Origin of the sequence: Methylobacterium sp. 275MFSha3.1 (genome assembly GCF_900108435.1) — a bacterium.
Taxonomy (GTDB): domain Bacteria; phylum Pseudomonadota; class Alphaproteobacteria; order Rhizobiales; family Beijerinckiaceae; genus Methylobacterium.
Window position 1 is genome coordinate 24,811 of the sequence record NZ_FNWP01000016.1, and the last position, 18,420, is coordinate 43,230.

The 18,420-nt window shown below is 75.2% G+C and carries 17 protein-coding genes; 7 read left to right on the forward strand and 10 right to left on the reverse strand.

What is annotated here, in order from left to right:
* Positions 1–9 precede the first annotated feature (9 nt).
* The 3 genes from BLW78_RS19065 to BLW78_RS19075 are packed head-to-tail and all read right to left on the reverse strand — an operon-like array spanning position 10 to position 7,366.
* Entirely contained in the window at positions 10–3,900 is a 3,891-nt protein-coding gene (locus tag BLW78_RS19065; protein ID WP_091681428.1) for a WGR and DUF4132 domain-containing protein, read from the reverse strand.
* Between the two features lie 47 nt (positions 3,901–3,947).
* Positions 3,948–6,260, reverse strand: a complete 2,313-nt coding sequence (locus BLW78_RS19070) for a DUF5682 family protein (RefSeq protein WP_091681429.1) — start codon at positions 6,258–6,260, stop codon at positions 3,948–3,950.
* On the reverse strand, positions 6,257–7,366 hold the full coding sequence (locus tag BLW78_RS19075) for an ATP-binding protein (protein WP_056530677.1): 1,110 nt from the start codon (positions 7,364–7,366) through the stop codon (positions 6,257–6,259). Before BLW78_RS19075 ends, BLW78_RS19070 begins: the two co-directional genes overlap by 4 nt.
* Positions 7,367–7,980: 614 nt before the next feature.
* Between BLW78_RS19075 and BLW78_RS19080 the strand changes: the two genes are divergently transcribed.
* The 3 genes from BLW78_RS19080 (at position 7,981) to BLW78_RS31420 (ending at position 8,879) form a co-directional block, all read left to right on the forward strand.
* The gene (locus tag BLW78_RS19080; protein ID WP_091681431.1) at positions 7,981–8,277 is read left to right on the forward strand and encodes a hypothetical protein; all 297 of its coding nucleotides are present in this window, start codon (positions 7,981–7,983) and stop codon (positions 8,275–8,277) included.
* Positions 8,278–8,417: 140 nt separating this feature from the next.
* Complete coding sequence (locus tag BLW78_RS19085; protein ID WP_091681433.1) at positions 8,418–8,630, forward strand: TOBE domain-containing protein; 213 nt, start codon at positions 8,418–8,420, stop codon at positions 8,628–8,630.
* Positions 8,631–8,735: 105 nt separating this feature from the next.
* Positions 8,736–8,879, forward strand: a complete 144-nt coding sequence (locus tag BLW78_RS31420) for a hypothetical protein (RefSeq protein WP_020095101.1) — start codon at positions 8,736–8,738, stop codon at positions 8,877–8,879.
* Positions 8,880–8,924: 45 nt separating this feature from the next.
* Here BLW78_RS31420 and BLW78_RS19090 read toward each other — a convergent pair whose 3' ends face one another.
* The 5 genes from BLW78_RS19090 to BLW78_RS19110 form a co-directional block, all read right to left on the reverse strand.
* On the reverse strand, positions 8,925–12,164 hold the full coding sequence (locus tag BLW78_RS19090) for an efflux RND transporter permease subunit (RefSeq protein ID WP_091681435.1): 3,240 nt from the start codon (positions 12,162–12,164) through the stop codon (positions 8,925–8,927).
* Positions 12,165–12,175: 11 nt separating this feature from the next.
* On the reverse strand, positions 12,176–13,573 hold the full coding sequence (locus tag BLW78_RS19095; protein WP_091681436.1) for an efflux RND transporter periplasmic adaptor subunit: 1,398 nt from the start codon (positions 13,571–13,573) through the stop codon (positions 12,176–12,178).
* A gap of 134 nt (positions 13,574–13,707) precedes the next feature.
* Positions 13,708–14,079, reverse strand: coding sequence for a hypothetical protein (locus BLW78_RS19100; protein WP_091681438.1), 372 nt, complete (start codon positions 14,077–14,079; stop codon positions 13,708–13,710).
* Positions 14,080–14,142: 63 nt separating this feature from the next.
* The gene (locus BLW78_RS19105) at positions 14,143–15,183 is read right to left on the reverse strand and encodes an AraC-like ligand-binding domain-containing protein (RefSeq protein WP_020095105.1); all 1,041 of its coding nucleotides are present in this window, start codon (positions 15,181–15,183) and stop codon (positions 14,143–14,145) included.
* Positions 15,184–15,426: 243 nt separating this feature from the next.
* Positions 15,427–15,606 carry a hypothetical protein gene (locus BLW78_RS19110; RefSeq protein ID WP_020095106.1) on the reverse strand — a complete coding sequence of 60 codons (180 nt, stop codon included), beginning with the start codon at positions 15,604–15,606 and terminating at the stop codon, positions 15,427–15,429.
* A 208-nt stretch (positions 15,607–15,814) separates the two neighbouring features.
* Between BLW78_RS19110 and BLW78_RS31425 the strand changes: the two genes are divergently transcribed.
* The 4 genes from BLW78_RS31425 (at position 15,815) to BLW78_RS19125 (ending at position 17,416) form a co-directional block, all read left to right on the forward strand.
* Positions 15,815–15,991 (forward strand): hypothetical protein, encoded by a 177-nt coding sequence (locus BLW78_RS31425; RefSeq protein WP_020095107.1) that lies wholly within the window; start codon positions 15,815–15,817, stop codon positions 15,989–15,991.
* Positions 15,992–16,027: 36 nt separating this feature from the next.
* Complete coding sequence (locus BLW78_RS19115; protein ID WP_091681439.1) at positions 16,028–16,270, forward strand: hypothetical protein; 243 nt, start codon at positions 16,028–16,030, stop codon at positions 16,268–16,270.
* A 173-nt stretch (positions 16,271–16,443) separates the two neighbouring features.
* Positions 16,444–16,818 carry a hypothetical protein gene (locus BLW78_RS19120; protein WP_042671492.1) on the forward strand — a complete coding sequence of 125 codons (375 nt, stop codon included), beginning with the start codon at positions 16,444–16,446 and terminating at the stop codon, positions 16,816–16,818.
* A gap of 337 nt (positions 16,819–17,155) precedes the next feature.
* A complete protein-coding gene (locus BLW78_RS19125) occupies positions 17,156–17,416 on the forward strand; it encodes a hypothetical protein (protein WP_091681441.1) in 261 nt (86 codons plus the stop codon).
* A 19-nt stretch (positions 17,417–17,435) separates the two neighbouring features.
* Here BLW78_RS19125 and BLW78_RS19130 read toward each other — a convergent pair whose 3' ends face one another.
* On the reverse strand, positions 17,436–17,615 hold the full coding sequence (locus BLW78_RS19130) for a hypothetical protein (RefSeq protein WP_020095111.1): 180 nt from the start codon (positions 17,613–17,615) through the stop codon (positions 17,436–17,438).
* A gap of 222 nt (positions 17,616–17,837) precedes the next feature.
* Positions 17,838–18,320 carry a DUF2721 domain-containing protein gene (locus BLW78_RS19135; protein ID WP_020095112.1) on the reverse strand — a complete coding sequence of 161 codons (483 nt, stop codon included), beginning with the start codon at positions 18,318–18,320 and terminating at the stop codon, positions 17,838–17,840.
* Positions 18,321–18,420: the final 100 nt, after the last annotated feature.

The window sequence follows — 18,420 nt, forward strand, 5'->3', positions numbered from 1 at the left end:
GTCTCCCTCTCACGCGTCGCTGGCGGCGGCGAGCAGGCTCGGCGTCCGCAGGACCTCGCTCGCGGTCACCGGGTCGAGGTCGCCGAACCGGTGGGTCGCCGCGGCGCGCCAGCCGGTCTCCGACAGGGTCAGGGTACGCAGCGTCTGGATCCCGTCGCCCTCCGGGCCGGGCCGGTGCCAGAACCCGTCCTCGAATCGGAGGACCGCGACGAGGCGGGTGCCGTCGGGCAGCGCGACCGGACGCTGCACCGCATGGACGTGCTCGCTCCCCGTGTCGGTCGACCAGCCCTGGGGCCGCAGCCCCCGCAGGCGGCGGCCGCCCACCCGGACCCCGTCGAAGCGGTGGGTCTCGGCGGCGCCTCGCTCGGCCTCGGTGAACGCGAAGGTCTCGCGGGCGATCTGCGGGAACGGCTGGGCGATCTCGTAATCGGCGAACAGGCCGCTCCAGGTGGTCCGTTCCTCCGGGTCGAGGTGCAGGGGGTGGACGAGGCCGACCACGCCCTCGGCCGCCGCGACGTCGAGGGCGAGGGCGTGGTCCGCGGCGTCGGTCGGCGAGAGATCCTCCGCGAGGCGGAAGACGTGCCCCGGCGGCGTCGCGGGCGCGGCGTCCGGGTAGAGGCCCCAGACGAGCCGCCCGGCGAGGTGGCGGATCAGCGGGTGGGCGGCGAAGAACGGCCAGAACACCCCGGGGGCGACGCGGCGCTGGGACGCCAGCATGGCCTCGAGCCGGGTGATCTGCAGGCCAGCCGCGGCCTCCGCGTCCTTGCGCACGGCCGCCCAGTGCCGGGACGCCGCCTTGGCGGATTCGGGATCGTCCGCCTTGGTCGGGCGGGGCAGGGCGGCGAGCCGCCGGCCCTCGGCGTCGCGCAGGACGGGCTTCAGGGTCTCGTCGAAGCCGACCCGGAACCGGCGCTCCCCGAAGGACAGGTCGAGCCCGCCGCGCGCGTCGAGGCCGAGATCGGGGGAGAGCCGGTCGGCGAGGTCGACCTCGTCGAGGCCGCGGGCCTCGGCGGCGTCGACGATGGCGGCGCGGGCGGCCTCGCGCAGTTGCAGCAGCGGGCTCTTCTCGGCGATGGCGCTGAGGTTCATCAGCGCCACGTCGGTGCCGATCCCGGCGAGCACGGCGATGCCGGCCTTGCCGCGCGGCCTGAGGCCGGCCTGCCCCCAGGCGCGGATCTGCCGGGTGAGGTCGCGGGCGGCGTGGTCGCCCCCGATCAGGGCGAGCGCCTGCATCGCCCACTCTCCCGTCGCCTTGGCGCCGGCGGCGATCCAGGACTGGAACAGCGCGACGGCGAAGGCGTCGAGGCTCTCCGGCGTGCAGGCGGCGCGGACCTGCGCGACGCCCGCGTAGGGCGCGAGCGGGTCGGAGAAGGCGAGCATCTCGCACAGGGCGGTGACGGCGGCGTCGGGCAGGGCGCCGCCGCTCCGCAGGACCGGGCGGGGCAGGGCGGCGGGGACCACCCAGTCAGGGAGCTTCGGCGGCTTGGACGGCACCTGCTCCAGCGGGTCGCTGTCGACGCCGGCGGCCACCGCCCCGGGCACGCCGGGATCCCGCTCCGCGTAGGCCGCGACGGCGGCGTCGAGGGCGGCGCGCCCCGCGGGTTCGGCGGCGAGGAAGCGCAGGGCCGCGTCGGCCGCGTCGCGGTCCGGGCCGGCGGCCCCGAGGGTCTCGGGAAGGAGCCGCAGCGCGGCGGTACGGGGATGGGCGCGCAGCCACGCGGCCGCGGCCGGCCGGAGCTTGCGGGTGCGGTGGAAGGCCCGGGCGGCAACCGGGGCGAGGTCGGCGGCGTCCACCGGCTCGACCTCCGGCAGGAGCTGCGCCGGATCCGCCGCGACGAGGCGGACGAGGCCGGGCACGGCCCGCGCGCCGAAGCGCGACAGCATCACCGCGATGGTGCGCCGCCATGCGACGTAGTGGGCGCGCTGCGGCCCGGTCTTCTCCCACAGCATCAGCGCCAGGGGCTCGGGCTGCCACCCGACCATCCGGAACCAGGGCCCGTAGTTGAAGTAGAAGAAGCCGGTGAACGCGTCGCGGTCCAGGTCGAGCCGGCGGTCGAGCCAGGCCAGGGCGGTGGCCGGATCCGCGTCGGCGGCGGGCACGGGCTCGGCCGGCGGCGGGATCGGCATGTCGTAGAGGGCCTCCGCCTCGGTGGCGCGGATCCGCGCCGCGAGGTCCGTCATGGACTCCACCAGCGTCCCGGCCTCGAAGTAGAAGGTGCTGCGGTCGAGGGCCTCGTCGGGGTCGAAGCCGTGCGCGAAGGGCGTCGGGATCGGCGCCACCGCCCGTTCCGACCGGGCGCGCGCGGTCCCGCGCCGCCGCCAGGGCGCGTCCCGGAGCACCGGGGGCAGAGCCTCCGGCGCCGCCTGCGGCGCGCTTCCGGCGGCGAGCAGCCGGTCCAGGCGCCCTGCGCCCCGGCCGCCCTCGGCCGCCGCCCAGGCGCGGGCGGTCTCGTGCCCGTGGCGCGCGGCGAGGGTCACGGCCCGGGGGCCGTAGGCGGGCTCCCCCTTGCCCTGGAGCGCGCCCAGATAGGCCCGCAGCATCCAGTCGGGGAAGGCCGCGTCGGCGGCGTCGAGGGCGTCGCGGACCAGCTTGGTGCCCACGAAGGGCAGGAGCGCGTCGAGGGCGTCGGCGGCGCGGGTCTCCAGCAGGGCCCGGGCGACGATCGTGCGCTCGGGGCCGACCGCCCCCTCCAGGAGCCAGACGAGGCCGGGGGTGGCCGGCTCGCCGGCCGCGTCGGCGACGGCGATCACCGTCGCGGCGGCCTCCTCGGCCCCGACATCGCAGGTCGCCAGCGTCGCCCGGTGATACGGCGCGGCGTACCAGGGCGCGGCCTGCGCGGGCGGCAGGTCGACGATCAGCGGCAGGGCGACGTGGGAATTGCCGTAGGCCTTGGGATCGGGCGGGTCGCAGCGCGCCAGCACCGCGCGGGCGGAGAGAGCGTGGTCGGCGCCGGGCCGGTCGTCCGCGAAGATCACCGCGAGCCAGCGGGCGAGGGTGGGCTCCGGGTCCGAAGCGGCGAGCCGGTGGGCCGCGTCCAGGGCCTCCGCGTACGCCGCCTCGGGGGCGGCGACCAGGGCCGCCCGGAGACCCAAGGTGGTGGGGATGTCCCAGGCCGAGACCGGGAGCGAGCCGTAGCGGCCGGAGGGACGGGGCCGCAGCCGGTCGAGCAGGGCCACGAGCGTCCCCCCGGTGCCGGAGCGGGCCACGAGCCAGCGGGCGAGATGCGTGAACGCCGCCCGGGCCGCCGGCCCCTGCGGTCTGGGCTTGGCGCCCCAGGGGCGCTGGCTCAGCGCCGGGCAGGCCGCCTCGAGCCGCTCCAGCCAGGCGCGGACCTCGTCCGGGTCGAGGGCCGGCGGCGCGCTGTCGAGCCGGGCGGCGAGGGCCTCGGCCGGCGCGCGCGCCTCGTCCGGGGCGGCCTCCAGCAGCGGGCGGATCCGCGCCGCGAAGGCGGCCCAGTCGGCGGCGGCGTCGAGGGGCGCGCCGGGCCGGCTGCGGGTGGGCAGGGGCGTACCGGTGAAGATCGGGACGCGGCGCGCCTCCGCGCCGGCGGCGGGGGCGGGCGACATCCCGGCGGTCCCGGTCTCAGCGAACCGGGCCTCGGCGACCTGAGCTTCGGCCGCCGGGGATGCGGCGGCGTTGCCCGTCGCCGCGGCGCCCGCTCCGGAGGCCGGATCCGGTCCGGCCCGCGCGGCCTCACCCGCCGGGCGATAGCCCTTGCCGGTCTTCTCCCGTACCAGCCGGTCGAGTTCGACCTGGGCCGCCTGCGCGCTCGGAAAGCTCTTCGTCTTGGACTGCCCCTGCGTGCCGATCCGGCCGAATCTCACGATGAGAACGCTGTCCTCGGCTCCGGCCTCCCAGAACTTCGCCGATGTTCCCGCCGTCAGCTCGTAACGCTGCATGCAGTCCTCTCCCCATGGCGCGGCGGTAAAATTTTCCTTGTCGCGGCTCAGGTCAACCCGTGGCGGGCGAGCCGCGCGGCGACCCGCGCCTCGCGGGCCAGGGCCTCGGCCTGATCGGCAGGGCGGGCGCGCTGGCGCATCCAGGCCAGGGCCTCGACCTCGGCCCGGGCCTCGCCGAGGCCGCTCCGGCGCAGGATCGCGACGGCGATGCGCTCGCGCTCCCGGGGCGGGAACCACGCGAAGGCCATCCGCAGGGACGGCAGCGCGCGCAGGAAGTCGTCGTCGCCCCAGGCGGCCACCAGACCCTCGACGGAGGCGAGGGTCGCGTCGGCGGCGATCTCCTCGCGGGCGAGGGCGAACAGGCCGGCGAGGAAGTCGCCGAGCGTCGCGGGCAGGCCGAAGCGGCGCAGCCAGGCCAGGGCGGCCTCCGGGTCCGATCCGGCATCGCCGCAGGCGACGCGGAAGCCGAGCGCCGCCCCCGCGAGGGCCGGCGGCGTCTCCGGATCGGCGAGGCGGCGGCCGAGCATGGCGGAGAACGGTGCGCGCAGGTCATCGAGGCCCGGGATCTCCGCGCCGACCTCGCGGAACAGGTCGCGGCAGGCGAGGACCAGCGGGATGGCGCCGAGCCCCGCGCGCGGGTCCCGGACGGCCTCGACGACGAAGAGCGCCCGGGCCGCCAGGACGGCGCAGAGGCGGGCGAGGGCCGGCCGCGCCGGCGCGAAGGCGTCGCCGAACCGGTACAGCCGCACGATCCCGGCCCCGGCGGCGCCCAGGGCGGCAGCGTCGTGCGCCGCCGCGATGCCCGCGCTCAGGCGGGCGAGCAGTTCGCCCTTCAGGGTGAGGCCGGCGAACAGCGCGTCGGACAGGGCCCCGGCGAGGATTTCGAGGGAATCGGGCGCCGCCTCGACCCGGGCGGTGATCCGGGCGGAGGCGGCCATCTCCAGGGTCCCGCCCCCGAGCGAGGCCTCGATCAGGGCGCCGAGCCAGTGCGGGTGGCGCACGAGCGTGAAGCGCTCCCGCGGCAGGCCGGGCCCGGCGCGGTCCGGGCCCTCGCGGGCGATCCCCGGCAACCCGAGCAGGACCAGCCGGTGGAGCAGGTTCGCCCGCGCCCGGTCACCGGGCTCGGCCCAGTCGAGGTCGACGCTGCGGCGGGCCGGCCCCGGCTCCAGGTCGGCGACGCGCAGGCGCTCGGCGACGTCGGCCACGAGGGGCGGCTGCCGGGTGCCGGGGGCGAGGCGTCCCTCGCGCGGGCCGGTGAGCGCCCGCAGCATCGCGGCGAGCGCCGGGTGGCCAGGCGCGGCGCGGCCGGCCGCCCAGGCAGGCGGGCGGTCGAGGGCGTCCTTCACCAGGGCCGCGAGGGCCGCGTCGATCAGGTCGGCGCGCAGGATCGCGGGATGGGCGCGCAGCCGGGCGAGGGCCTCGGCGTGGACCCGCCAGGCGACGCGGTCGGCGGTGGAGACGACCTGCCCGGCCTCGCGCAGGGCCGCGGTGATCGCCGTCATCGCCCAGTCGGCCGCGGGGGCGAGGCCCGACTCGGCCACGCGCTCGTAGTAGCCCGGCGCCGGCATGCCGGCCGCGTAGCCCGAGAACCGGTCGAGCCGGGGATAGGCGTAGGGCACCACGTAGCTGCCGGTGCGCAGGTCCGGCTCCGGCGGCGCCGGCTCGGGCCGGGTCCCGTCCGCCCGCGCGGCGTGGCGCCGGACGGCGTCCGCGTGCCAGCCGCCGCAGACGAGGACGACCGGCCGGTCGCCGGCCGCCCGCAGGGCGTGGGCCGCGTAGGCGCCCATGAAGCGCTCGCGGGCCTCCTCGGCGGGATCGTCCGTGCCGGGCGGGCGCAGCAGGGCGAAGTAGCGGTCGAGCCGGGCCGGCAGCTCCGCCTCGGGCGCCGCCTCGGCGAGGACGTCCCAGAGGGCGTCCTGGTCGGCGACGCCGAGGGCGGCGGCCAGCGCCCGCTCGGCCGCCTCGGCGCGCGCCCCGTGCGGGTCGGCGTAGCGGTTGGCGCGGCGTCCGAAGGCCGGGTCCCAGGCCGGCAGGTCGCAGAACAGCGTCTCGGCACCCACCGCCCGGCCCGCCTCCAGGGCCTGCCATTCCGGCGAGAAGGCGCAGAACGGCGTGTAGGAGGCGGCGCTGCCCGCCGCGTCGGCCCGAAACGAGAAGATCGCCACCGGCAGGTCGTGGCCGAGGGCGAGGTCGGGCAGGTGCGGGTTGAAGTCGACCGGCCCCTCGATCAGCACGCAGGCCGGCCGCAGCGCCGCGATCGTGCGCCGGACGAGCCCGGCGCAGGCCGGGGAATGGTGGCGAACGCCGATGACGGTCAGGCGGCCGGGATCCGGCGCGGGACCGCTCGTTGCGGGGTTCATTGCGGGGTGAGGAGGTGCCGCGCCGCGTAGAACTCCCGCCACGCCGCGCCGGAGCGGCGGCTGACGCGCTGGTCGAGGTAGCGGCGCAGGCGGGCGAGGTCCTCGGCGTCGTCCTTGGCGGCGGTGCCGGCGAGGCAGGCGACGATGTCCTCCGGCCGGCCGGCATCGCCGCGCAGGAAATGGCCCTTCACGCCGATGGCGTGGGCGACGCTGACCGCCTCCGCGGTGCTCATCACGGACGAGAGCCGCTCCATGCCGGTGCCCTCGGTGTCCACGGCCTCGCGCAGCTCCCGGAAGCAGGTCACGAGGAGTTCGAGCACCTCCGGATCCGGGGCGCGGGGCACGCCGGAGCGGGCCAGCAGGGCGGTGGCCTCGCGCTGCACCAGGGCGAGCTCGGCGTCGAGATCGGCGATCGGGAAGACGGTCTCGAAGCCGAACCGGCGCTTGAGGGCCGCCGACATCTCGTTGACGCCCCGGTCGCGGGTATTGGCCGTGGCGATCAGGTTGAACCCCTCCCGGGCGTAGACCATCCCGTCCGCGCCGGTGAGTTCGGGCACCGCGAGCACCCGGTCGGACAGGACCGAGAGCAGGCTGTCCTGCACCTCCAGCGGGCAGCGGGTCAGCTCCTCGAAGCGGACGATCCGCCCCTCGCTGAGGCCGGTATGGAGGGCGCCCGGCACCAGGGCGCGCGGGCTCGGCCCCTCGGCGACGAGCAGCGCGTAGTTCCAGCCGTAGCGGATCTGGTCCTCGGTCAGCGACGCGCCGCCCTGGATCGTCAGGGTCGAGCGCCCGCTGATCGCGGCGGCGAGGAGTTCCGAGAGCAGGCTCTTGGCGGTCCCGGGCTCGCCGATCAGCAGCAGGGCGCGGGAGGTCGCCAGGGTGACCATGGCCCGCTCCACGAGCGCCGGGGCGCAGACCACCTTGGCGGGGGTCGCGCCGTCGCCGCAGATGAAGCGCCGGACGGCCTGGAGCGAGAGCTGCCAGCCGGGCGGCCGCGGCGCCGGATCCTCGGCGCGCAGGCGCGCGAGTTCCGCGGCGTGGACGTCCTCGGACGGGGGTCTCTGACGCGCCTCGCGATCGCCGCCCGCCCGCACCGCCTTCGCCATGCACCCGTCCCCTGCCGTCGCGCCGACCCTGTCGGCGACTCCTGCGATCGGCAGAGCATGCCCCGGCACGCGCGGGTTTCTCAAGCGTCTCCGCGCATCTCCAAGCATCGGCCACCCGGCCGGGGATCCGGCACCGCCCGGGGCGTGGCGGATCGGGCGTAGTCCCGAAGAAAGCCTACATCGACACCAAGCACAGCATCAGGATCGCGATCTCGAAGACGATCCAGCTGCCGAAGACGACGACCAGCTCCCAGTCGGTTCTCTCTCTGGTCTTGGCCAAAGCGTACATGTTCGACCTCCTCGCAGAGCCCGATAGGCCGCAAGCGAATTCAGTCACCACGATGGAATGCAACGCGTCCGAATATTCAAACAGATTCTGCCGCGGATTGCAATTGTGCGCGGCGGCTCAACTCCGTACATAAATCAATACATTGCCTCGCGGAACGGGCTCGCGCCCCGTCTTCGATGCAGAAATATCGCATCGCAGCAAGTATTGTCCCGCAACCCCGGCGCCCGCGCCGGTCCGGTCGCGGCGGCGTGAACGGGATCCGTCCGGCCGCGTTGCCCCGGTACGTCCGGAGAGGCGGCCTGGGGAAGCGCTTGAGGATTCGCACATGAAGACGCTGATCAGCCTGACCGTCGCCGGCCTCCTGGCGACAGGCGCGGCCGCCACGGCCGCGGAGAATACCGGGACCCGCATGCAGGGTTCGCCCAACGCGGCCGGCTACACGGGCCAGGGCGCGGCGGGCCAGGGCGCGACGGGCAAAGGCGAGACGACGGGCACGACGACCGGATCTCCGGGCTCGGAGATGCCGAAGCAGGACGGCCGGATGAAGGGGCCGCCGAACGCGGCCGGATTCCAGCCGGGCGGCAGCGATGGCGGCTCGGCCGGAGCCTCCGGCCGTCGCTGATCCGGCCCTGCCCCGGGCCGGACCGCGGCGGTTTCCCGGAGGTTTCCCGATCGCGGTCCCGGCGTCGTGATTGATGCCGGGGCCCCGGCCGCGATAGGCCTCGATGGCGGCCGAACCGGCTGCGCAACCCGGAAGCTCCCATGAAACACGGCGCGCGCAACGACATCCCCGCCACGGTGACGGCGATCAAGAGCGGGGACGTGATGGCCCAGGTCGAGGTGGAGCTGGTCGGCACCGCCTACCGCATGGCCTCGGTCATGACGGTCGACTCGCTGGAGGAGCTGGGCCTCAAGGAAGGCGACACCGTCCACGTGCTCGCCAAGGCGGTGAACGTGCTGCTGGTGAAGCCGTAGCGGCCTGCGCGGCCGGCATACCGCCGTCATCCCGTTGTCATCCCGTCGTCATCCGGCCGGCCTAGGGCGGCGCCTCCCGCCCACCCGATCGGCTGCGCTCACCCGATGGATTGGTTCGACCTGCCCGAAGACCCCCAGCCGCCGTCGGCCGCCGACGAGAGCCGGATGCGGCTCTACATCGCCGTGGGGCTGATCGGCATCGGCGCCCTCGGCATGGTCGGCGGGATGCTGCACATCCTCCCCGCCTGACGACCGTCCCGCCCGGCGACGGGCGCGGCCGCGGCGCGGGCGCCGTCAGGCGGCGCGATCCGCCACCGGCTCCGCCGTGGGCGCAGCGCGGTCGGCCGGACCGGCGCGCCCGAACCGCGCGTAGAGCGCCGGCAGCACCACCAGGGTCAGCAGGGTCGCGCTGATCAGGCCGCCGATCACCACGGTCGCCAGCGGCCGCTGTACCTCGGCCCCGGTGCCGGTGGCGAGCGCCATCGGCACGAAACCAAGGGAGGCGACCAGCGCGGTCATCGCCACCGGCCGCAGCCGGGTGAGAGCGCCCTCGCGGATCGCCGCCCGCAGCGGCCGGCCCGCGGCGACGAGCTGCTTGATGAAGGTCAGCATCACGAGGCCGTTGAGCACCGCCACCCCCGAGAGCGCGATGAACCCGACCGCGGCCGGCACCGAGAGCGGCATCCCCCGCAGCCACAGGGCCGCGATGCCGCCGGTGAGCGCCAGCGGCACCGCGCTGAACACCAGGAGCGCGTCCCGCGCGCTGCCCAGCGCCGAGGTGAGCAGCAGGAAGATCAGGAAGAAGCACACCGGCACCACCACGGTGAGCCGCGCCTGAGCCGAGGCGAGGTTCTCGAACTGGCCGCCCCAGGTGACGTACGAGCCCGCCGGCAGGGTCACCTGCGCGGCAACCTTCGCCTGCGCCTCCGCCACCAGCGAGCCGATGTCGCGCCCGCGGACATTGGCGGTGACCACGACCCGGCGCCGGCCGTTCTCGCGGCTGATCTGGTTCGGCCCCTCGCTCACCGAGAACTGCGCCACCTGCCGCAGGAGCACGGAGGCGGCCTTGCCGTTCGCGCCCGGGGGCAGGGGGACCGGCAGGTTCTCCAGGGCCTCCCGGTCCTCGCGGACCTGATCGGTCAGGCGCACGACGATCGGCACGCGCCGGTCGCCCTCGAACACGACCCCGGCGTCCCGGCCGCCCATGGCGGCGCCGATCACGTCCTGGATCGCCCCGGTGCTGAGGCCGAGCCGGGCCGCCTCGGTCCGGTCGATCCTGATCTCGAAGACCGGCAGGCCGGTGATCTGCTCGACCTTCACGTCGTCGGCGCCCGGGATCCCGCGCAGGATCGCGGCGATCCTGTTGGCGGTCTCCAGCATCGGCTCGAAGGCGTCGCCGAACACCTTCACGGCGAGGTCGCCCCGCGTCCCGGCGAGCAGCTCGTTGAAGCGTAGCTGGATCGGCTGGGAGAACTCGTAGACGTTGCCGGCGAGCTCGCTCAAGGACGCCTCGATCCGCTCCTGCAGCTCGGCCTTCGACAGGCCCGGGTCGGGCCAGTCCGCCTGCGGCTTGAGCATCACGAAGGTGTCGGAGGAATTCGGCGGCATCGGGTCGGTGGCGACCTCGGCGGTACCGGTCTTCGAGAACACGTAGGCGACCTGCGGGAACTTGGCGATCGCCCGCTCCACCTTGAGCTGCATCGCCTGCGACTGGGTGAGAGAGGTGGACGGGATCCGTGTGGCGTTGAGGGCGATGCTCTTCTCGTCGAGCTGCGGGATGAACTCGGTCCCGAGCCGGGTGGCGAGCAGCCCTGCGCCCGCGAGGAGGAGCAGCGCCGTCCCGACGAACGGGGCGGGCGCCCGGATCGCCGCCGCGAGGACGGGCCGGTAGAGCGCCTTCAGGCCCCGGACGAGAGGGTTCTCGGCCTCGGTGACCCGGCCGGTCAGCGCGATGGCGATCAGGGCCGGCACGAAGGTCAGCGACAGCACGAAGGCCGCCGCCAGGGCGAGGATGACGGTCAGCGCCATCGGCTGGAACATCTTGCCCTCGACCCCCGTGAAGGTCAGGAGCGGGACGTAGACCAGCATGATGATCGCCTGCCCGTAGAGGGACGGCTTGATCATCTCCTCGGCCGAGTCCCGCACCGTCTCCAGGCGCTCCTCCAGCGCGAGCGGCCGCCCGAGGGCGTGCTGCCGCTCGGCGAGGTGGCGGAGCGCGTTCTCGGTGATGATCACCGCCCCGTCGACGATGAGCCCGAAATCCAGCGCCCCGAGGCTCATCAGGTTCGCCGAGATCCTCCCCTCGACCATGCCGGTCACGGTCATCAGCATGGCGGCCGGAATGACCAGCGCGGCGATCAGCGCCGCCCGGATGTTGCCGAGCAGCAGGAACAGGACGACGATCACGAGGGCCGCGCCCTCCGCGAGGTTCCTGCCCACCGTGCGGATCGTGGCCTCGACGAGCTGCGTCCGGTCGAGGACGGTCTGGACGACGATGCCGGGGGGCAGGGCCCGCCGGATCTGGTCCATGCGGGCATCGACGGCGGCCGCCACCGTGCGGCTGTTCTCGCCGATCCGCATCAGGGCGGTGCCGATGACGGTCTCCTGCCCGTTCTCGCTCGCCGAGCCGGTGCGCAGGTCGCGCCCGATCCGCACCGTGGCGACGTCGCGGATCCGCACCGGCACGCCGCCGCGGCTCGCCACGACGACGTCGGCGATCGCCTCCGGACTCTCCAGGCGGCCGGCGGCGCGCACCACGTAGCTCTCGCCGTTATCCTCCAGGTAGCGGGCGCCCTGGTTCGCGTTGTTGGCCTGGAGCGCCCGGGCGACGTCCGCGAAGGACAGGTCGAGGGCGGTGAGCTTCGTGGGGTCCGGCTGGACGTGGTACTGCTTCTCGAAGCCCCCGATCCCGTCGACGCCGGCGACGCCCGGGACGGACTTGATCTGCGGCCGCACGATCCAGTCCTGCACCGTGCGCAGGTAGGCGACCTGCTCCAGTTCCGTCCTGAGCGCCTGACCCTCCGGGGTCCGGTAGCTCCCGTCCGGCTGCCAGCCCGGCCGGCCCGCCGGCACGGCCGCGCGCTCAGGCAACGGCGCGTACTGGACCGACCACATGTAGATCTCGCCGAGGCCCGTGGAGATCGGGCCCATCCGCGGCTCGACCCCGGAGGGCAGCTCCTCCCGCACCTGGGCGATGCGCTCGGCGACCTGCTGGCGGGCGAAGTAGATGTCGAGGGACTCGGCGAAGACCGCGGTGATCTGCGAGAAGCCGTTGCGCGAGAGCGAGCGGGTGTACTCGAGGCCCTTGATGCCGGCGAGCGCCGTCTCGACCGGGTAGGTGACCTGCCGCTCGACGTCGGCCGGCGACAGGGACGGGGCCAGGGTGTTGATCTGGACCTGGTTGTTGGTGATGTCGGGCACGGCGTCGATGGGCAGCCGCGTGAGCGCGGCGGCGCCGAAGGCCGAGGCCAGCAGCACGAGGAGCAGCACCAGCCAGCGCTGGCGGACCGAGACGGCGAGGATGCGGCTGATCATCGTCCGTCTCCTCAGTGGGCGTGGCCGGCGTCGGCCTTGCCGAGCTCGGCCTTCAGCAGGAACGCGTTGCCGACCGCGATCTCGGCACCGGGCTCGAGCCCGGCGGTGACCTCGTAGGCCTCGTCGTCGGAGCGGCCGAGGGTGACCGGCCGCTTCTCGAACCCCTCGGCCGTGCGCGCGAAGACGACGCTCTGGCCCTCGACGGTCTGGACCGCCGCCTTGGGGATCCGGACCGGGACCGCGTCCTGCGCGATCTCGACCTCGGCGGTCACGAAGGTGCCGGGCCGCCACGCGAGGTCGGGGTTCGGCAGGGCGACCACCACCCGGGCCGAGCGCGTGTCGGGGTTGAGGAAGGGGCTGACGAAGATCACGCGGCCCTCCGCCCGGCGCTCCGTCTCGCCCGTCCGGCCGGGCGTGACCGTCACGCGGGCGCCTTCCCGCACCTGGGCGAGGTCCACGGTCGGCACCGACAGCTCGATCCAGACCGTGGAGAGGTCCGCCACCGTGTAGAGGTCGGCCGGATCGCCCTCCTTGCCGACCGCCGTGCCGACATCGACCTTGCGCTCGACGATGCGTCCGGCGAGCGGCGACCGCAGGGGGTAGCGGCGCAGCGTCGACTGGTTCGGCGTCGCCTCGTCGCGCTTCTGGGCGAGGGCGACCTCGGCGGCGTCGAGGCCGAGCGCCGACAGCTTCTGGCGGGCGAGGTCGACCCGGAGCCGGTTCTCCAGATAGGCGGCCCGGGCGGTCTCGAACGCGGCCTCGGAGGCGCTGCGCGAGGCGAGCAGCTTCTGCTGGCGCTCGAAGTTGATCGTCTGCAGCTCGGCCTGGACTTGGGCAGTGAGGTACTCGCTCTTGGCGTCGGCGACCTCGCGGCTGTCGAGGATGGCGACGACCTCGTTCGCCTGCACGGCGTCGCCGAGGCGCTTGCGCATCTCGGCCACGGTCCCGACCACCCGGGCCGGGACCCGGGCGATCCGGTCGGTGTCGGGCGTGATCGTGCCGGGGACGAGGAGGTGGCGCGCCAGCGTGCCGCCCTCCACACTGCGCGTGACGATGTCCTGGCCGGCGACCTGATCGGGCCGCATCCGGATCGTGCCCGCCTCGTGAGGCTCGTCGGCGCCGTGCGCGTCGCCGTGCTCGTTGCCGTGCGCGTGGTTGTGCGCGTGGTCGTGGTCGTGGCCGGCGTGATCGTCGCCCGCGTGCGGGTCGGGCGCGGCTTTGGGCCGGTCCGGTGCGGCCGCCGCGTAGCGCTGATCGTGGTCGTCGGCCGGGGCTCGGGCGAGCCCGACGGACGCGAGGGTCTGCCGGAGACGGTCGGGCAGGGTCGGGGCGCCGGGGGCGGCGGCGCCGAGGGCGAAGCCGGCGGCCAGGAGTGCCGCGGCGGCGGCCACGGACAGGATGATGCGCATGGGAAAGCTGCTCGGCCGGGAGGGCGGGGTGCCGCGCGCGGCGGTCCCGGAGGGTCCCGTTCAGGTGTCGCGTGGGGGTGAACCCGGAGCCGGTTCGGCATCCGGGCGGAGCGCCGCCCGCGGGCGGCGTCAGCTCACGCGCGCGGAGGCCGCGGCAGGCGGTCGGGACTGACGGAGGGGCGGCCCTGGGCGAGGGCGCCCGGCAGCACCCGGCCCGGAGCGGCCGGGGGCGCGATCTCGGTGGCCTCCAGGCGGGCCGCCTGATGGCAGCCGCAATGGAGGTGCTCCGAGAGGCCGGGATCGACGGTCGCGGGCGCCGCCGGCGCGTCGAGGGCCGGGCCCTGGCCCCGGTCGTGATGGGCGCCGGCGTGGAAGGCGAGATCCGCCGCGAGGCCGACGCCCGGAGCGGCGACGGTCAGCGCCAGGACGAGCGCGAGCGCGCGGGCGGCGAGCGCCCACCAGCCCCGCGCCCCGGCCGGGCGCCTATGCCGAACCCCGAAGGTCATCGCGGCCCTTATGAGCCATCCGAGGCCGGGGGCACAAGGTCCGGGGTGCCGACCCCGGCCCCCTCAGGCCGCCAGCTTGAGGACCCACTGGTAGAAGTCGGCCCAGGTCTCGGCCTGGGCCGGCGGCTCCGCGGCCGGGGACCGGTCGGGCTCGGCCGCGGCCCGGTCGCGGACGTCCCGGGGGGCGCAGCCGAACTCCGCGCGGAAGGCCTGGGTGAAATGCGCGGGGCTCTCGAAGCGCCAGCGATACGCCACCTCGGAGATGCGGGCGAAGCGCCCGTCGCCGGTGGCGAGGTCGCGGTAGGCGCGGGCGAGCCGGCGCTGCCGGACGTAGCCGGAGACCCCCCCGAGGGGGACGAACAGCCGGTAGAGGGCGCTCCGCGAGACGCCGAACCGCCGCCCGATCGTCTCGGCGGAAAGGTCCGCGGAGGCCAGCTCGGCCTCGATGAAGCGCCGGATCGCGACGAGCAGAGGCGCCCGCTCGGGCGGCTGCGTGCCCCCTCCGTCCTCCGGCAGGCCCAGGGTCGCCGCGCCGAGCAGCGCGGCGGTGGCCTCGGCCGCCGCCGCGGCCTCCGGCTCCGAGAACCCGGTCGCGTGCGCGCTCAGGGAGTGCAGGTGGTCGCTGAGCATCCGGCCGAACGGGGTCGCGCCCCGGATCACCGAGCCGTGCAGGGCGTCGAGGCCGCTCTGCCGGGATCCGAAGAGCGGGCGCGGCAGCACCACCGTGATGGCCTCGTAGTCCGTGGAGGCGGCGGAGAGCGGCTGCGACAGGTCGAACAGGCAGATGTCGCCGGGGGCGCAGTCCCGCTCCCGGCCGCCGATCGTGACCCGGGACTGCCCGGAGACGCGCATGTGGGCGACGATGTGGTCGACGCCCATCCGGGCGGTCAGGGCCCGCGCGCGCACGAACCGGAGCCCGGAGGCGCGGGCGCTGCAGACGATCGCGGTGCCGAGGTGACGGACCCGGGACTGCCCGCGGAAATCGGGGAGGTCCTCCCGGCGGATCGTGAAATCCCAGAACGGCGCGACGGCGTCGCGCCAGTCGTCGGCCTGACGATGACCCGGGCTCTCGCCCCTGAGCTGCAGGATCGGTTTCGGTCGCATCGCCCGTGTTAGTCCTGACCGAGCGCGGCCCGGTCACGCCGACAATATGGCGATTCTGTCTGCCCAGAAAAGTGGCACTCCGTTCCAATCACCGGACTCCGCGCCGTGCTCCGTCCCGGCGCGGTCGGCGAGAGGCCGGCAAGGGGCCGTGAAACAGAACGTCCCGCAGGCCGGGTGGCCGCGGGACGGTGAGTTGCACGGTTGTGAGGATCGAGGGCTTCGACCCTTATGGTTAACCGGCGGTTACCGGCCGCTCGGGGCCGCGCCGCTGCCGGTGGCGCCGTTGCCGGTGCTGTTATCACCCGCGGGGGCGCCGGGAGACGAGGTGTTGCCGTTGGGCGTGCTCTGCGCGGCGGCCATCCCGGCGCTGCCGGCAACGAGGGCGAGGGCGAGCAGGGCGGACTGAACGGTGCGGCTGGTCATGGTTCTCCTTGGATCCCGAGCGGGGTCTCGACGCGGGTCGTCGCCGTGCCGGCTTGTGCCGGCGTCGGCTGGAGAACCGCACCCCGGCGGCGCCCGTTCCCGCCGGGGCCGGGCCGGCGCGAATCGGCCGCAGCGCGCCCGCCACGGTTCGTCGGGAACACCCGCGAGTCCCCCCGGCTTGTCCGAGGGTCGAGACCGGGAGCGTGGCGTGAAGGTGTTCCGGATCATGCAGGCGGCGACCGGCGCGATTCTCTGGAGCGGCGCGGCGCTCGATCCGATGGCCGCCCTCGACGCGATGGCGCGCGCCGCCGGCTTCCGCGACCGCACGCGGATCCCGAACCACCTGCGGGCCGGCGGCCTCCACGTCGAGGAACTGCAGGCCTGATCCCGCCGCGCCGGCGGACGAGTCTGGAGGGAGACCATGACCAAGCTGTTCATCGCGCAGGTGTGCGACGCGGGCGGCGAGCGGCCGCTCGTGACGGTCCGGGCCGAGGCCGAGGGCGAGGCGCGCCTGTTCCTGGCGGCCGCCTATCCGGACGCCGAGATCGCCCACGTCGCCGAGCCCGGCGACTGGACGAGCGACGCCGATACCGGATCCCGGGCCGGGGACATCCGCGAGCATCCCGGCGTCGCGTGGCAGGCCCCGTCCAGCCTGGCGGACTGAGGCGCGTCCGCCGGGCCGCGGTGCCCGTCCCGGCCGCCGGGGCCGGTGCGTACCGGGAGAACCTGAGGAGAATTTGGAGAGAACCTGGGAATAGCCTGAGGAGAAGCCGGCGGTGCCGACAATTCAAGCGATCCCGTTCACGCGTCCCTAGGGCTCCGCACCGACGGTGGTGCATGCGTTCCGCCGATCCGACACCGCGCCTGTTCGCGGCCGCGGCAGCCCTCACCGGCACCGGGATCCTGATGTGCCGGACCGAGCCGTCCTGGGACGGGATCCTGATCGGCCTGTTCTGCCTCGGGCTCTGGGCCCTCGGCACCTTCGGCACCCTCGCGGCACGGCCTGGCCGACCGGTGCGTTCCGCGCCGCGGATGCGGCCCATCGTGCTGGAGGCGGTCGTCGTCGAGACGCCCCGGTTCCCGCCGGAGCTGCTGCCCGCGCCCCGGCCCCCCGCGGCCCGGGACCGTGCCCTGGCGGGCCCCTCCCGCCTGCCCGAGCTCCCGTCGCACCGGCAGCGCGTGGTCGAGCGCTACACCCGCAGGCGCGGTTGAGCGCGGCGAGGTGGCCGACCAAACCGCGAGGGCGTCGCGACGGCCGACCGGCGCGACGCCCTCGTGGGCGATCCGGAGACGATCCCGGACGCCGACGACGCGGTGGGCGAGGCGGCCTGACGGAGCCAGGGCGGCGTCCGACCGCCGGGCGATGCCCGTCCGCGCGGGATGTTGGGGGCGAGCGCGAGAGGCACCGCGCGGGATCGCCCGCGGGCCGGACCGATCTGGTATGGATCGCGCTCGACGCGTCGTACCGAGAGAGGCCGGCGCCCGGGATCCTTGCGCCACGCCCGTTCCGGCGGCGCGCGGGCCCCGTGACCGGACGGGAGATCGCCACATGGCCACGCCCGAGACCCAGGCGCCCTACCGGCTGCAGTGCATGATCCACCGGGAAAGCGCCGGCGGCATCATCATCCACGACGAGCAGATTCCCGGGCCCCTCGTGGAGGCGGCGGTCGCCGCCGCCAAGGCCCGCTTCGCGGAGCTGCGCGCCGGCCGCGCGGGCTCGGCGGCCCTGCGGGATTCCGCCGGGCGGGTGGTCTGGTCGGCCCGGCAGGACGCCGCGACGCCCGGCACCGGGGGATCGGCAGCCCGGTAGGCTTCGGACCGACGCGCCGTCAGGTGAGGTGGCGCGGCTCCAGATCGATCACGGGGCCGCCCACGTCGAAGAACTCGTCCTCGTACGGGAGCGCCTCGTCCAGCTCCTCGGCCTCGCGCCGCCCGAACGGGATGACCGCGGACAGGATCCCGAGGCAGAGCGCGCCGGCAACGAAGGCAATCAGGATCGCGATGCTCATGACGGAACACTCGGGCGTCGCCGGCGGCGGAGTCGGGCCACGGCGAGACTAAGGCCCGGCTCGCGCACGCCGCAACCGAAATCACCGCCCGTTTGCTCCGGATCGCCCAGCCCGCACGGCGGGCGCGGCCGCAGCACGCGGCACGGGCTCGCCCCGCGATCTCCGGAAGACCGGGAGCCCGCCCCCGGTCGCGGAGCGCGTCCGGGCGATCCGGAACGGGCCTCACCGCGGCGTCGAAACCTGATCCTGCTGCCGGTCGACCGCGTCGCGGACGCCGCGGCCGGCCATGAGGATCTCGGTCATGAACGCCGCGATCGCCGCCACGGTGCAGACCAGCGCCGCTCCGAAGCAGGCGAACAGGACGGACGCGGTCGCCGCGTCGCGCAGCGCGCCGACGAACAGCGTGAGCACGGCAAGACCGATCAGGCCGCCCGCCAGCGAGGCCAGGACCACCGCCACGTCCAGCACGAAGGAGCGCCGCCGCAGGAAGGTCAGCCGGCGGGCGAGGCGGCCGGCCTCGGCTTCCGTCGCCCGGGCGGCCTCCGCCGAGAGGCTGTCGACCTTGTCGGAGATCCGGCCGAGGCGGGTCGAGAACACGTTGAGCAGCGTCGCCAGCGCCGAGAGCAGGAAGGCGGGCGCGAGCGCCACTTGGATGATGTGGGCGATGCTGTCGGGCTCGGTCGCGCTGAGGGAGAAGCCGAACATCGGCGGTCTACGCGGGCGGACGCGTCGCGCCCCGCCTCCGCCGGCCGCCGGGACGGACGGCGGCGCGGCTCCGGACCGGGCGGATCACCACAGGAGGCCC

Coding starts and splice junctions, on each gene's coding strand:
- BLW78_RS19130 (WP_020095111.1), bottom strand. CDS start 17,615: ATGAGCATCGCGATCCTGATTGCCTTCGTTGCCGGCGCGCTCTGCCTC.
- BLW78_RS19085 (WP_091681433.1), top strand. CDS start 8,418: ATGAAACACGGCGCGCGCAACGACATCCCCGCCACGGTGACGGCGATC.
- BLW78_RS19135 (WP_020095112.1), bottom strand. CDS start 18,320: ATGTTCGGCTTCTCCCTCAGCGCGACCGAGCCCGACAGCATCGCCCAC.
- BLW78_RS19065 (WP_091681428.1), bottom strand. CDS start 3,900: ATGCAGCGTTACGAGCTGACGGCGGGAACATCGGCGAAGTTCTGGGAG.
- BLW78_RS19125 (WP_091681441.1), top strand. CDS start 17,156: ATGGCCACGCCCGAGACCCAGGCGCCCTACCGGCTGCAGTGCATGATC.
- BLW78_RS19080 (WP_091681431.1), top strand. CDS start 7,981: ATGAAGACGCTGATCAGCCTGACCGTCGCCGGCCTCCTGGCGACAGGC.
- BLW78_RS19120 (WP_042671492.1), top strand. CDS start 16,444: ATGCGTTCCGCCGATCCGACACCGCGCCTGTTCGCGGCCGCGGCAGCC.
- BLW78_RS31420 (WP_020095101.1), top strand. CDS start 8,736: ATGGATTGGTTCGACCTGCCCGAAGACCCCCAGCCGCCGTCGGCCGCC.
- BLW78_RS19070 (WP_091681429.1), bottom strand. CDS start 6,260: ATGAACCCCGCAACGAGCGGTCCCGCGCCGGATCCCGGCCGCCTGACC.
- BLW78_RS19095 (WP_091681436.1), bottom strand. CDS start 13,573: ATGCGCATCATCCTGTCCGTGGCCGCCGCCGCGGCACTCCTGGCCGCC.
- BLW78_RS19100 (WP_091681438.1), bottom strand. CDS start 14,079: ATGACCTTCGGGGTTCGGCATAGGCGCCCGGCCGGGGCGCGGGGCTGG.
- BLW78_RS19075 (WP_056530677.1), bottom strand. CDS start 7,366: ATGGCGAAGGCGGTGCGGGCGGGCGGCGATCGCGAGGCGCGTCAGAGA.
- BLW78_RS19115 (WP_091681439.1), top strand. CDS start 16,028: ATGACCAAGCTGTTCATCGCGCAGGTGTGCGACGCGGGCGGCGAGCGG.
- BLW78_RS19105 (WP_020095105.1), bottom strand. CDS start 15,183: ATGCGACCGAAACCGATCCTGCAGCTCAGGGGCGAGAGCCCGGGTCAT.
- BLW78_RS19110 (WP_020095106.1), bottom strand. CDS start 15,606: ATGACCAGCCGCACCGTTCAGTCCGCCCTGCTCGCCCTCGCCCTCGTT.
- BLW78_RS19090 (WP_091681435.1), bottom strand. CDS start 12,164: ATGATCAGCCGCATCCTCGCCGTCTCGGTCCGCCAGCGCTGGCTGGTG.